The organism is Acidovorax sp. CCYZU-2555, from assembly GCF_018413525.1.
In the GTDB taxonomy this organism is placed as follows: Bacteria; Pseudomonadota; Gammaproteobacteria; order Burkholderiales; family Burkholderiaceae_C; genus Comamonas.
This window is the reverse complement of sequence record NZ_JAHCDD010000011.1, coordinates 37,839-49,924: the sequence shown is the minus strand read 5'-3', so window position 1 is coordinate 49,924 and position 12,086 is coordinate 37,839. Positions and strand designations below refer to the sequence as shown.

Annotated in this window: 11 protein-coding genes; 5 read left to right on the top strand and 6 right to left on the bottom strand. The window is 67.1% G+C overall.

Annotated elements, in window-relative coordinates; genetic code table 11:
- Nucleotides 1-2: 2 nt before the first annotated feature.
- Complete coding sequence (locus KHY18_RS05725) at nucleotides 3-911, bottom strand: LysR family transcriptional regulator (RefSeq protein ID WP_213295406.1); 909 nt, start codon at nucleotides 909-911, stop codon at nucleotides 3-5.
- Between the two features lie 123 nt (nucleotides 912-1,034).
- On the opposite strand from KHY18_RS05725, the gene KHY18_RS05720 reads away from it, so the two are divergent.
- The 3 genes from KHY18_RS05720 (at nucleotide 1,035) to KHY18_RS05710 (ending at nucleotide 4,074) form a co-directional block, all read left to right on the top strand.
- Nucleotides 1,035-2,027 (top strand): hydroxyacid dehydrogenase, encoded by a 993-nt coding sequence (locus KHY18_RS05720; RefSeq protein WP_213295403.1) that lies wholly within the window; start codon nucleotides 1,035-1,037, stop codon nucleotides 2,025-2,027.
- The gene (locus KHY18_RS05715) at nucleotides 2,024-2,716 is read left to right on the top strand and encodes an RraA family protein (protein WP_213295400.1); all 693 of its coding nucleotides are present in this window, start codon (nucleotides 2,024-2,026) and stop codon (nucleotides 2,714-2,716) included. Before KHY18_RS05720 ends, KHY18_RS05715 begins: the two co-directional genes overlap by 4 nt.
- A 383-nt stretch (nucleotides 2,717-3,099) precedes the next feature.
- Nucleotides 3,100-4,074: a Bug family tripartite tricarboxylate transporter substrate binding protein gene (locus KHY18_RS05710; RefSeq protein ID WP_213295397.1), complete on the top strand. Its 975-nt coding sequence runs from the start codon at nucleotides 3,100-3,102 to the stop codon at nucleotides 4,072-4,074.
- A 64-nt stretch (nucleotides 4,075-4,138) separates the two neighbouring features.
- Here KHY18_RS05710 and KHY18_RS05705 read toward each other — a convergent pair whose 3' ends face one another.
- A complete protein-coding gene (locus KHY18_RS05705; RefSeq protein WP_213295394.1) occupies nucleotides 4,139-5,374 on the bottom strand; it encodes an alpha-hydroxy acid oxidase in 1,236 nt (411 codons plus the stop codon).
- 93 nt (nucleotides 5,375-5,467) lie between these two features.
- Between KHY18_RS05705 and KHY18_RS05700 the strand changes: the two genes are divergently transcribed.
- Both KHY18_RS05700 and KHY18_RS05695 read left to right on the top strand, forming a co-directional pair.
- Nucleotides 5,468-6,340, top strand: coding sequence for a LysR family transcriptional regulator (locus KHY18_RS05700; RefSeq protein WP_213295391.1), 873 nt, complete (start codon nucleotides 5,468-5,470; stop codon nucleotides 6,338-6,340).
- 208 nt (nucleotides 6,341-6,548) lie between these two features.
- Nucleotides 6,549-7,412 carry a transglutaminase-like domain-containing protein gene (locus KHY18_RS05695; RefSeq protein ID WP_213295388.1) on the top strand — a complete coding sequence of 288 codons (864 nt, stop codon included), beginning with the start codon at nucleotides 6,549-6,551 and terminating at the stop codon, nucleotides 7,410-7,412.
- On the opposite strand, the gene KHY18_RS05690 is transcribed toward KHY18_RS05695, so the two are convergent.
- The 4 genes from KHY18_RS05690 to KHY18_RS05675 are packed head-to-tail and all read right to left on the bottom strand — an operon-like array spanning nucleotide 7,389 to nucleotide 11,936.
- Nucleotides 7,389-7,682: a DUF3325 family protein gene (locus KHY18_RS05690; RefSeq protein WP_213295385.1), complete on the bottom strand. Its 294-nt coding sequence runs from the start codon at nucleotides 7,680-7,682 to the stop codon at nucleotides 7,389-7,391. The two genes, KHY18_RS05695 and KHY18_RS05690, sit on opposite strands and share 24 nt — an antisense overlap.
- A complete protein-coding gene (locus KHY18_RS05685; protein WP_213295383.1) occupies nucleotides 7,679-9,211 on the bottom strand; it encodes a PepSY-associated TM helix domain-containing protein in 1,533 nt (510 codons plus the stop codon). Before KHY18_RS05685 ends, KHY18_RS05690 begins: the two co-directional genes overlap by 4 nt.
- Nucleotides 9,208-9,489 (bottom strand): iron transporter, encoded by a 282-nt coding sequence (locus KHY18_RS05680; protein WP_213295378.1) that lies wholly within the window; start codon nucleotides 9,487-9,489, stop codon nucleotides 9,208-9,210. The genes KHY18_RS05685 and KHY18_RS05680 overlap by 4 nt, the downstream gene beginning before the upstream one ends.
- On the bottom strand, nucleotides 9,489-11,936 hold the full coding sequence (locus tag KHY18_RS05675; RefSeq protein ID WP_213295377.1) for a TonB-dependent receptor: 2,448 nt from the start codon (nucleotides 11,934-11,936) through the stop codon (nucleotides 9,489-9,491). Before KHY18_RS05675 ends, KHY18_RS05680 begins: the two co-directional genes overlap by 1 nt.
- Nucleotides 11,937-12,086: the final 150 nt, after the last annotated feature.

The following is a 12,086-nucleotide window of genomic DNA, read 5'->3' as shown; positions in this document are numbered from 1 at the left end:
CTTCAGTAGACGCTCGCCAGCGCCGGCCCCTGCGTGCGCAGCAGCTCGACGATGCGTTGCGCCGCGGGCGACAATTCGCCCGCGCGGCGCACGGTCACGCCCAGCTTGCGCCGCAGCGTCGTGGCTTCGAGCCGCACTTCCTCGAGGTGGTCGCCGCCCGGCAGCGCGAGCGTATGCCGCGACACAAAGCTCAGCAGGTGGGTGCGCGCGATCATGCGCGGCAGCAGCGCGATGGAGCTGGCCTCGATCTGCACGCTGGGCGGCGCCAGGCCCTTGTTGGCGAACGCCATGTCGAGCCACTGGCGGCTGGGAATGACGGGCGCGGGCAGGGCCCAGGGGTAGCGCAGCAGCGTCTGCATGGTGATCTTGGGCGTGGCGAACACCGGGTGGCTGCGGCTCGCGGCCACGACCACCACGTCTTCGACGATGGGGTAGGAGATGGTGGTCGGGTCGCCGTCTATGGTCAGACCGATCAGCAGATCGATCTTGCCTTCGCGCAGTTGCTCGCGCAGCTCCCAGCTCGGGCCGACGACGATGCTGATCGTCGTCTGGTGGCCGCCCGCCAGCGCCAGGCTGCAGACTTCGGGCAGCAGGTGATCGGCCGCGACCGGCCCGCTGCCTATGCGCACATGGCCGGCCAGGCCCTGGGCGAACTCCTGCACCTGGCGCACCACTTCCTCGGCGGTATTGCGCAGCATGCGTGCCCGGCCCAGCAGCATCTCGCCCACGGGCGTGAGCCGTATGCCGCGGCCTTCGCGCTCGAACAGCGGGCTGCCGAACGCCTCTTCGAGGCGCTGAATGCATTTGGTCAGCGCGGGCTGGCTGCGCGCGAGATGCTCGGCGGCCTGGCCGAAATGGCCCATTTCGGCCGCGGCTTCGAAATAGCGCAGATCGCGCAGATGCAGGTCCATGGGGCGCTTTCTTCAATTACCAAAAGAAATGAGTCAATCACCATTATTCAATAGACCGAATGAATGCCGCTGCGCAGAATGCGTTCTCATCAGGATCCGTCCGAGATCCCGCAACGAGACAACATGGCATTCACGATTTTCATCACCGCGCCCAAGCTGGCCCCCGCAGGCCTGCGCATTCTCGAAGACGCAGGCTGCCGCGTGCTGTTCATGCGCGATGGCAACGACGCCGCCGAAGTCGAGCAGATCCTGGCCAGCGAGCCGGTCGACGCGATCATTTCGCGCACCGTCACGCTGTCGGCCGCGGCCATCCGTTCCTGCCCCACGCTCAAGGTCATCTCCAAGCATGGCGTGGGCGTGCCCAATATCGATGTCGCCGCGGCCAGCGAGCGCGGCATTCCGGTCTATGTGACGCCCGGCGCGAACGCGCAGTCGGTCGCCGAACTCACGCTGGGCCTGATGCTGGCCGCGGCGCGCAAGGTCGCGCTGCTCGACGCCGAACTGCGCGCCGGCCGCTGGACGCGCGCCCAGGACGGCGTTCAACTCGCGGGCCGGCGCCTGGGCCTGGTCGGCTTCGGCCAGGTGGGCCAGCGCGTGGCCAAGGTGGCGCTGGCGCTGGGCATGGAAGTCGAAGCTTTCGATCCCGGCCTGCAGGGCCCCAGCCCGGTCGAGGGCGTGGCGCTGCATGGCGCGCTGGACACCTTGCTGCCACGCGCCGACGTGCTGAGCCTGCATATTCCGCTCAACGCCCATACGCGCGGCCTGTTCGATGCCGCGCGCCTGGCCTTGCTGCCGCGCGGCGCGATCCTGGTGAACACCGCGCGCGGCGAAGTGATCGACGAGCCCGCGCTGATCGCGGCGCTGCGCTCGGGCGCGCTGTTCGCCGCGGGCCTGGACACCATGGCCGTCGAGCCCCTGCCGGCCGACAGCGCGCTGGCCGCGCTGCCCAACGTGGTGCTCACGCCCCATGTGGGCGGCTCGACCGCGGCCGCGCTCGAAGGCATGGCCACGGGCGCGGCGCGCAACGTGCTGGGCTTTCTCACGGGCCAACCCCCCGATCTTTGCGCCTGCGTGAACCCGCAGGTGTTTTCCGATAACCACCAGAGCATCCGATGAGCAATACCCTTTCGTGGCCCGCGGGCTACCGCATCAACCCCCGCGTCGCCGGCCCCGACGCCGAAACCGTCGCCGCATTTCGCGAGATGCCGGTCGCGGCAATAGGCGACTCCATGAGCCGCAATGTAGGCACCATAGGCCTGCGCCAATACCACCAGCGGCTGGACACCGTGCTGTGCGGCCCGGCCGTCACGGTGCGCGTGCGCCCCGGCGACAACCTGATGATCCACAAGGCGCTGATGATGGTCGAGCCCGGCGATGTGCTGGTCATCGACGGCGGCGGCGATGTGTCGCAGGCGCTGGTCGGCGGCCTGATGCGCACCACCTGCCTGGCCAAGAAGCTCGGCGGCCTGGTGATCGACGGCGCGGTGCGCGACCTGTGCGAATGGGCCGAAGACGGCATGCCGATCTTCGCCAAGGGCCATACGCACCGCGGCCCGAGCAAGGACGGCCCGGGCGAAGTCAATGTGCCGGTGTCGTGCGCGGGCATGGTGGTGCTGCCCGGTGATCTGATCGTTGGCGACGCCGACGGCGTGATCGCCGTGCCGGCCGCGGACGCCGCCAGCGTTCTTGCCAAGACGCGCGCACACCTGCTCAAGGAAGCCAAGATTCGCGAGACCAACCGCACGGGCACGGCCGATCCCGAGCGCTTCGACGCGGTGCTGCGCGAAAAGGGGCTGCCTATCTAAAGCGGCGATGGATTTCCGTTCGGCCTGAGCGGGGTAAGCGAGCCGTGGCCTCGCAAGGCGTTCAAAAGAAACAGCGGGCACTAAAAAACCGTTCGTCCTGAGCCTGTCGAAGGATGAACGGCCTGCGCTCAAGTCATGAGGACAGGCCGTTCATGGTTCGACAGGCTCACCACGAACGGTTTGAAAGCGCACGTCGCTGTTTGCACAAAACGAGTGCTTTCTAAGTGCTTGATTTAATTGATGAAAAAAGCTGTTTCTTGAGAGCCTGTCGGAGGATGAACGGCCCTTCGACAAGCTCAGGGCGAACGGTTCTATCGGTAGTTGACGTCGGCTCCACAGCGGCCTGCGCATAGAAACAAGAAATAAACCAAAGGAGACAATCCATGCAACGACGTACTTTTCTTCACACCGGCGCCTTGGCGCTGACCGCGGCAACCACGGGCGCTTTTGCCCAGAGTACCTGGCCGGCCAAGCCCATCAAGCTGATCGTGCCGTTTCCTCCGGGCGGCGGCACCGATGCGACGTCGCGGCTGATCGCCGAGAAGTTCACGGTGCTCAACCAGTGGACCGTGGTCGTCGAGAACCGCCCCGGCGCGGCCGGCAATATCGGTCTGGACGTGGTCGCCAAGGCCCAGCCCGACGGCTACACCATAGGCATGGGCCAGGCGTCGAATCTGTCGATCAATCCCGCGCTCTACGCGAAGATGCCTTTCGACCCGCTCAAGGACTTCACGCCCATCGTCGAGATCGCCGTGCAGCCCGTGGTGCTGGTGGTGCGCGCCGATTCGCCGTTGCGCACGCTGGCCGATTTCATCAAGGCCGCCAAGGCCAAGCCCGGCGATTTCAGCATCGCCCATGCGGGCAACGGCACCGTGGGCCATCTGGCCGGCGAAATGCTCGCGCGCCGCGCGGGCATCGAAGTGCTGCAGGTGCCCTACAAGGGCGCGGGCCCGGCAATGAACGAGCTGCTGGGCGGCCAGGTGCAGCTGTACTTCGGCAACAGCGTGTCGGTGATGTCGCAGATGAACAGCGGCCGCGTGCGCGCGCTGGCCGTGAGCTCGGCCCAGCGCCTGCCCGTGATCGGCCAGGTGCCCACGGTGGCCGAGCAGGGCTATGCCGGCTTCGACGCCACGACCTGGCTGGGCCTGGTCGGCCCCGCGGGCATGCCGGCCGACGTGGTGGCGCGCGTCAACAAGGAAGTCGGTGCGATGCTGGCGCGCAAGGACGTGCAGGACAAGCTGGCCTTCGAAGGCAATATTCCCGTGACCGGCACCCCGCAGCAGTTCGCGGCCTTCATCAAGGCCGAGCACACCAAGTGGGGCAGCCTGATCCGCGAAGCCAACATCAAGCTCGAGTGAAATTTCGGCGCTGAAATGAACAACGCCGGCAGCGCAAAGATGCCGGCGTTTTTCGTTTGGGCGCTCAGTGCTTGGCGAACAGATGTTCGCGCCCCAGCTCGGCCGGGCGACTGACGCCTATCAGCGCCATGTTGCGCAGGATTTCCGAGGCCAGTATGCCTATCGCATGGCGCACGCCAGCTTCACCGGCCACCGCGCCCGCGTAGTTGAAGGGCCGGCCGACAAACACGAACTTCGCGCCCAGCGCCAATGCCAGCAGCACATCGTTGCCGCGGCGAAAACCGCTGTCGATCATTACGGGATAGTCGCTGCCCAGCGCCTGCACCACGCCCGGCAGCACCTGCAGCGGCGAGACCGCGCCGTCGAGCTGGCGCCCGCCATGGTTCGACAGAATGATGCCGTCGGCGCCATGGTCGCGTGCCTGCACCGCGTCGTCCTGGTGCAGGATGCCCTTGAGCACCAGCTTGCCTTTCCAGCGCCGGCGTATCAGATCGAAATGCTCCCAGTTCAGATGGTCGCGCGCGCCGAAGTCGCGCGTCACGGTCGACGACAGAATGGGCGCGCCGCGGCTGGCCTGGGAGTTCTCGAAGTGCGGCATGCCGTGGCGCACCAGCGTGCGCAGCGCCGTGCCCCACAGCCAGCCCGGGTGCGTGATGCCTTCCCAGGCCAGGCGCAGGCTGGGGCGCAGCGGCGTCGAAAAGCCGGCGCGCAGATTGTTCTCGCGGTTGCCCGAGACCGGCGTGTCTGCGGTCACCACCAGCGTGCCGAAGCCCGCGCGCGCGACGCGCGCCAGCAGCAATTCGATGCGCTCGGGCTCGCCGGGCACATAGGCCTGGAACCAGGCGCGCGGATTGGCGCGCACCACGTCTTCCATGGCGATCAGCGAGGTGCCGCTGAGGATCATGGGGATGTTGGCCGCCGCCGCGGCCTGGGCCTGGACCAGATCGCCGCGGTAGGCCGACAGCGCGCTGATGCCCATGGGCGCGATGCCGAACGGCGCGGCCCAGTCTTCGCCCAGCAGCGCGGTCGTGAGGGTGCGGCCCGAGGTGTTCTTCAGTATGCGCGTCTGCCAGCCGTAGTCGGCGAACGCGCTGCGGTTGCCCTGCAGCGACCGGTTGGTCTCGCAGCCGCCCGACACATAGGCAAAGATGGGACGGGGCAGAAAGTCGCGCGCCGCATGCTCGAAGTCGTCCAGCGACAGCATCTGGCGCAGACGGCGCGGCAGCGCGGGCGCGCCGGCGCGGGTGGGAGACGCCGAGCTCGGCGCGGCAAAGTCTTCAAGACGGTAGGTGGAGGTCATGGCCTGGCGAAATCGATGGAACAAGCCCGCATGCTAGAAGACAATACGCAGTTGTTGTTTGATCATTCGTCGTTCGATACACGAGAAAAACTCATGAAAATGCAGTTGCTTGCCACCCTGTCCTCGGTCGTGCAGCAGGGCAGCTTCGCCCAGGCCGCCGAGCAGGTGAACCTCACGCCCAGCGCCGTGAGCCTGCAGATGAAGCAGCTCGAACAGTATTTCGGTCAGCCGCTGTTCGATCGCTCGGCGCGCAATGCGCGGCCCACGGCGTTCGCGCTGCAGCTCGCGGCCGTGGTCGACCGCAGCCTGGCCGAACTCGAGTCGCTGCGCCACACGGCCGACGCCGCGCCCGCGGGCAATGTGCGCCTGGGCATCACCGAGTCGGCGCTGACCACCTTGCTGCCCCAGGCCTTTGGCGCGCTGCAGCGCCAGGCACCCAAAATTGCCTTGCAGATATCGCGCGGCACCACGCCCGATCTGCTGCTGGATCTCAAGGCCGGGCGCGTCGACGCCGCCGTGGTGGTGCGGCCGGTGTCCGGGGGCTCGAGCCGGCTGCTGTGGACGCCGCTGCTGCGCGAGCCTTTCGTGCTGGTCGTGCCCGCGAACATGGCGCCGGGCACGGTCAAGCAGATTCTCAGCCATTCGCCCTGGATACGGCTGGACCGCGCGGTGGTCGCGGGCCAGATGGCGGCGCGCTTTGTGAACCAGCTGGTGCCGCAGCGCCAGCCGCTGCTCGATGTGCCGGCCATGGACGCCATCGTCGCCATGGTGGCCGCGGGCCTGGGCGTGTCGGTGCTGCCCAAGATCCGCTACCAGCTGCGCGATGCCTATGGCGTGCGCGAGATTGCGCTGGGGCGTTCCGCGCCGGTGCGTCAAATCTGCATCGTGCGGCGCAGCGCGGACGCGGGCATGCAGCGGCTCGATGCCGTGGAGCAGGCGTTCGTGGCCGCCGCCGCCCTGCCTTGAGCGCGGCCTTGGCTGGCATCAACAGGGGCGCGGCGCTGTCTTCAAAGCGGTAGCGAACTGTTGGCGTTTGCTGACATCGCGCGCGCCGGGCGCACCGCATACTGCAAGCAGCGCATGGGTCCCATTGGTCATCCAGCATGCGTGGCGCAAAGAGGAGCAGTCGCTGGCGCAGGAATTCTCCTTGTCATTCTGGTAGCCCACGACAACCATGATCAGACTTCAACTCCAAATCGAGTTGTCCTATACGGTGTTCGCACCGGGAGCGGATTTCTTCTTCTACATCCATGCCGCGCACACGCCGCATCAGGTGGTGTCCGATGAAAAGCTGGTGATCAGCCAGCCCGACGCCTGGCGCGAACTGCAGCAAAGCCCCGATATGGGCCAGCGCTGCCTGCGCCTGGCTGCACTGCCCGGGCCGCTCACGGTGCAGTACGCGGCCACGGTCGACATCTCGCACCACAGCGCCGATCCGGCGCAGATCGCCGAAGTGCCGGTGCGCCAGCTGCCGCTCGATGTACTTCCCTATATCTATCCCAGCCGCTATTGCCAGTCCGACCGGCTGTCGAATTTCGCCATGGGCCAGTTCGGCTATCTGAACCAGGGCTATGCGCGCGTGCAGGCCATCTGCGACTGGGTGCGCCAGCATGTGACGTTTCGCTCCAATAGTTCGAGCGGCACCACGTCGGCGGTCGACACGCTGGTGGAGCGCGTGGGCGTGTGCCGCGACTTCGCGCATCTGATGATCGCGCTGTGCCGTGCGCTCAATCTGCCCGCGCGCTTTGTCACGGGCACCGACTATGGCGCCGATCCCGCGCTGGGGCCGCCAGATTTTCATGCCTATGTCGAGGTGTATTTGGGCGATCGCTGGTACCAGTTCGATCCTTCGGGCACGGCAATTCCCATGGGCATGATGCGCCTGGCGACCGGGCGCGACGCAGCCGATGTGGCCTTTGCGACCATCTTCGGCGGCGTGATGAGCGAGCAGCCGCATATCCATGTCGTCGCTCTGGAAGATGCGGCGGCCGGCCTGGAAATGCCCCAGCACACCTCACTGGCGCTGTCGACCGCCTAAGCGCAGCAGCGCCCGCGGCGCCCAGGTGGCCAGACCCACGACGGCAAAGGCGCTGGCGCTGAGCAGCACCAGCCACAGCAGCGCGCCCATTCCCGGCCCCTGGCCGCTGGCGCACAACGCGAATGCGGCCAATGCGAGCAGCAGCGCCGCTGTCTTGCATATGCCCGGGCGCGGCGCGGCTTCACCCAGTTCGCTGCGCGTGCGTGCGCTGGCCAGATACAGCAGCGTCCAGCCCGCGAGCAGGCACAGCGCGGCCAGCAGTGTGCTCATGGCGCCAGCCCCCGCGCCTGCAGGCGGCGCGCCGCATAGACCGCGGTCATGGCGATGGCCAGCAATACGGCATCCACACCCCAGACCGCCCAGGGCGTGGTGATGCGCGTGTAGGCATCGGTGGTCAACGCGTTGAGCAGCGCCGCGCTAACGGCCAATACGGCAATTGCCCAGGCCTGTTCGCGCCAGCTCTGGATTCCGCGGCCCAGTCCATGCGCCAGTGTCAGCGCCCAGAGCACAAAGAACGCCAGCATTTCGAGTCCTGGCCTTTCCGTTGCGCCCCATTGCGCGGTCTGGGGCAGCAGGCGGTTGGCGCACAGAAAGCCCAGCGTCGCCGCGATCAGCCCCGTGGTGCTGGCGCTGCACAGCGCTTCGACCAGGCGCGAGCGCCAGCCCGGCCGTGTGCCCTTGCGCCGCGAGGCGAGCCAGAACACCAGGCCGGTGGCGATCAGCACGCAGCCCGACAGGCCCAGCGCAAAGTACAGCCAGCGCAGCAGCGGGTGTTCGAACTGAATGAAGTGCAGGCCCGAGAAAAAGCGCTGCACGGCCATCGCGGGCGCGGCTTTGAATTCGTGCAGAAAGCGGCCCGTGCCGGCGTCGAAATACAGCTGGTCCAGATTCATAGCCACTTCGCGCGCATAGGAGCGGCGCAGCTCGACATAGCTGTCGGCCTGGCCCGGTTTCCAGACGCGCACGAAATACGGCTCGGCGCCATCGCCCCAGCGCGCGCGCGCCTGTTCGGCCATCACATCGAGCGAGGCCAGCGGCAGTGGCTGGGCATCGGGCGCGGCCTTGGGGCGGTAACGCCCATAGCCTTCGGCCTGCACCGCGGCCTTGGCCTTGGCGCCGCTGCCGTAGACGCCTTCGTGCGCCTGCGGAAAGTAGATGGCCCAGAAGATCACCAGCCCCGACAGCGTGATCAGGAAATGGAAAGGCAGGGCCAGAGTGCCCGTGACATTGTGCAGATCGAGGCTGCTGCGCGGCAGGCGCTTGCGCGTGCGAAAGGTGAAGAAATCGGCGAACAGCTTGCGGTGGATGACCACGCCGCTGACCAGCAGCACCAGCATCGCCATGCCGGCCAGGCCCACCAGCCATTTGCCCAGCTCCTTCCACGAGATCATCAGCCCGTAGTGCAAAGGAAAGAAAAAGCCGCTCGCGCCCAGCGTGCCGGGTTCGGCAATCGGGGCCAGCGTCGCGGGATCGAGGTATTGCAGTACGCGCTGGCCGTCCTGGGTCTGCCACGACAGGCGCAGCACGGGCGTGCGCGGCGTGGCCCAGTCTATGCGCCACTGGCGCGCGCCTGCGGGCACCAGGCTTTGCGCCAGCGGCGCGATCGCGTCGAGGCGCGGCGGGCCCTGGGGCGCTGCCAGGCGTGTCGCGGGCATCATCCAGCGATCGATCTCGCGGTCGAAGACGCTGAGCGTTCCCATCCAGAAGATCAAGAACAGCAGGGCGCCCAGCACGATGCCCACCCAGGTGTGGACCGCGCCCAGGCGCTGGCGCCAGGGCTTGGCGGGCGCGGCGTTCATGCCTTGGCTCCGAGCCAGGCCAGCAGTCCGAACACCAGACAGCCCAGGCCCAGCACGCCGATCAGGCGCCTGAGACTGGGGCAGGCCAGGGCCCACAGCAGCAGGCACAGATAGGCGGGAAAGCCCAGCATGGCCGCGGTCACCACGGCGTCGGACGGCGCCTGGCCGGCGCGCGCCAGCAGCGCCGCGAGCGCCCTGACGGCCAGCGCCACCAGCGCATAGCCGCCGCCGACCGCGACCACGGCGCGCGCGGCCGCAGCGAAGGCCGGGTGTTGCATCAGAAGTCCAGCGAGTAGCCCACGGTGAGCGTGCGACCCCGCCCGGCGAAGTAGCGCAGCGGCTCGACCAGCGCGCTTTGCGAGTAGTAGCTGATGTAGTCGCGATTGAAAACATTCGCCACGGCCAGGCGCAGCGTGCCCTGGGGCAGCTTGTAGTTCAGGCTCGCATCGACCAGCGTATAGCCCTTGAAGCGTTTGGCCGGGTCATCGAAGTGGCGGCTGATCGCGTGCTGCACCTGCACGAACGACGACAGTTTGCCGTTCCATTGCGCGGTCCAGGCGGCCAGCACGCGGTCGGGCGCGACATTGAGGCCGTCGAGGCGCGCGTCCAGGCTGCCGTCGCCGTTGCTGTCGTATTGGCCCTTGGTGCGCGCATAGGACAGCTTGGCGCGGTGGGCGCGGTTGATGCGATAGCCCAGGCTGGTTTCCACGCCTTCGATGCGGTTCTTCTCGCGCGCCAGCATGAATGCGTCGTTGACACGCACCACGCGCGTGCCGTAGTCCGAACTGGAGCGGAACCAGCTGGCTTCGGCGTCCCAGTCGCCGCGCTTGTAGCGCGTGCCCAGTTCCACGCTGTTGGTGACGATGGGGCTCAGGCTGCGCATCTCGTCGACGTTCTGGCCCGGCGTGTTGATGGCGCGCAGCACGCGGCCCACGTCGGGCATGCCCAGGCCTTCGGAGTAGCTGGTGTAGATGTTCCAGTTTTCCGTGGGCGAGAACACCAGGCCGGCGTTGTAGAGCGTCTCGTCGAACTTGAGCGTGCCGCCCGCGACCGCGACGCGGTTGTAGCGCGCCAGCGTCCGGTAGCTGTCGATCTCCAGTTCGGCATGTTCCTTGCGCACGCCCGCGTGCACCGCGAGTTTCTCGTGCAGCTGGTACTCGCCTTGCAGGAACAGCGACAGATTGCGGTAGGTGGACTCGGGCACATAGGTGCGGCCCGTGCCGTAGAGGTCTTGCTTGCCCTGGTCGACCAGGGTGTCGAAGCCGCCGGTCAGCTTGAGCTTGCTGTCGAGCAGATCGGACTTGGTCAGCGTGACCTTGCTGCCCAGCTTGGACGAGGTGGCGCGCGACTGGTCATAGAGCCGGCCCACGGGTGCGATCGCCGCGTCCTGGAACGTCGCCGAGTTGTCGGCGCCGAACAGCGCCTCGAAATCCTGGTGGAAGACCATGGCCGACAGCTCCATGCCGGCGAGGTCGTAGTGGTTGTAGCTGACGCTCGATGTCCAGACATCGTTCCACGGCGCCGTGCCTTCGGGCGTGCCGCGCACCGAGGTCGTGGGCAGTCCCGTGGCGCGGTTGCCGGCCACGGGCAGGTAGTTGGCTTCGCCCTTGATGCGGTAGCGGTTGAGCGAGAACTGCAGGCGCTGGTCGTCGTCGAGCCAGTAGCCGATTTTTCCCAGGATGTCGTAGCTGCGCGAATCCATCAGATCGCCCTGGGTGGTGTCCGTGCCTATGGAGCGGCCGCGCGCGTCGCGGTGCAGGCCCTGGTCTTCGGCGGCAATGGCGAACAGATAGTCGAGCTTGTCCTTGCGGCCGCTCACGCGGTAGCTGGTCTTGTAGCCCATGGTCTCGCTGCCGGGGTTGGAGGTGGGCATGGTCGCCTGCACATCCACATGCTGGTTGAACGCGCCGTTCTCGGGCCGCTTGGTGATGATGTTGATCGTGCCGCCGGTCGCGCCCAGACCGTTGATCGCATTGGCGCCATGCACGACTTCGATGCGCTCGACCATGGCGAAGTCAATGGTGTGCGATTCGCGGCCTGTGGGGCGAATGGGGTTGGACTGGGGCACGCCGTCGATCAGGATCAGCGGCGTGCGCCCGCGCAGCGTCTCGCCGCTGCCGTTCATCTTGCCGCGGCTGGGCGTGTACGAAGGAATGAGATTGCTCAGCACATCGGACGAATTCGTCGACAGCGCCATCTGGCGTTCGATATCGGCCTGGCCGATGATCTGCACGCTTTGCGGCGCCTTTTGCGCGTCCATGTTGGAGCGCGATGCCTGGACGATCACGGCTTCGAGAGGCTGGTCTTGCCCGGCTTGCGCGGCTTCCACTGCGGCATCGGCCGACTGCGCCTGGGGCGAGGCCGGCGCTGGCGCGGCAGGCGCGGGCGTCAGCAGATAGCCGGCGTCCGATTTCTGGATTGCCTGGCCCGTGCCCTTGAGCAATTGCGCAAAGCCGTCCGGCACGCTGTAGCTGCCGTTGAGGCCCTGGGTGCGCAGCCCGGCGACGCGTCCCGCGTCCATGACCAGGGCCACGCCGGCTTCCTGCGCAAAACGATTGAGCGCGGGCGCGAGCGGGCCGGCGGCAATGCTGAAACGCTGGGCCGACTGGGCGCTGGCCGCGGTCTGGGCTTGGGCTGCCGTGGCGATGGTCGCCAGGGCCAGCGACAGGGAAAGCGCCAGCGGCGAGAGGCAGCCGCGCGGGCTGAGGCGTTGTCCGTCACGCATGTGAAGAGTCCTTGTTGGTGGTGTTCACTGGCATTGACGGATGAGATCGGGGAAGTGGAACCTCGAAGGCGAGATATTTGCAAATAATTATTGGGAAGGGTGCGGGTTTGTGCAGGCGCCGAATTTCAGAGGACAGGCCGTTCATGGTTC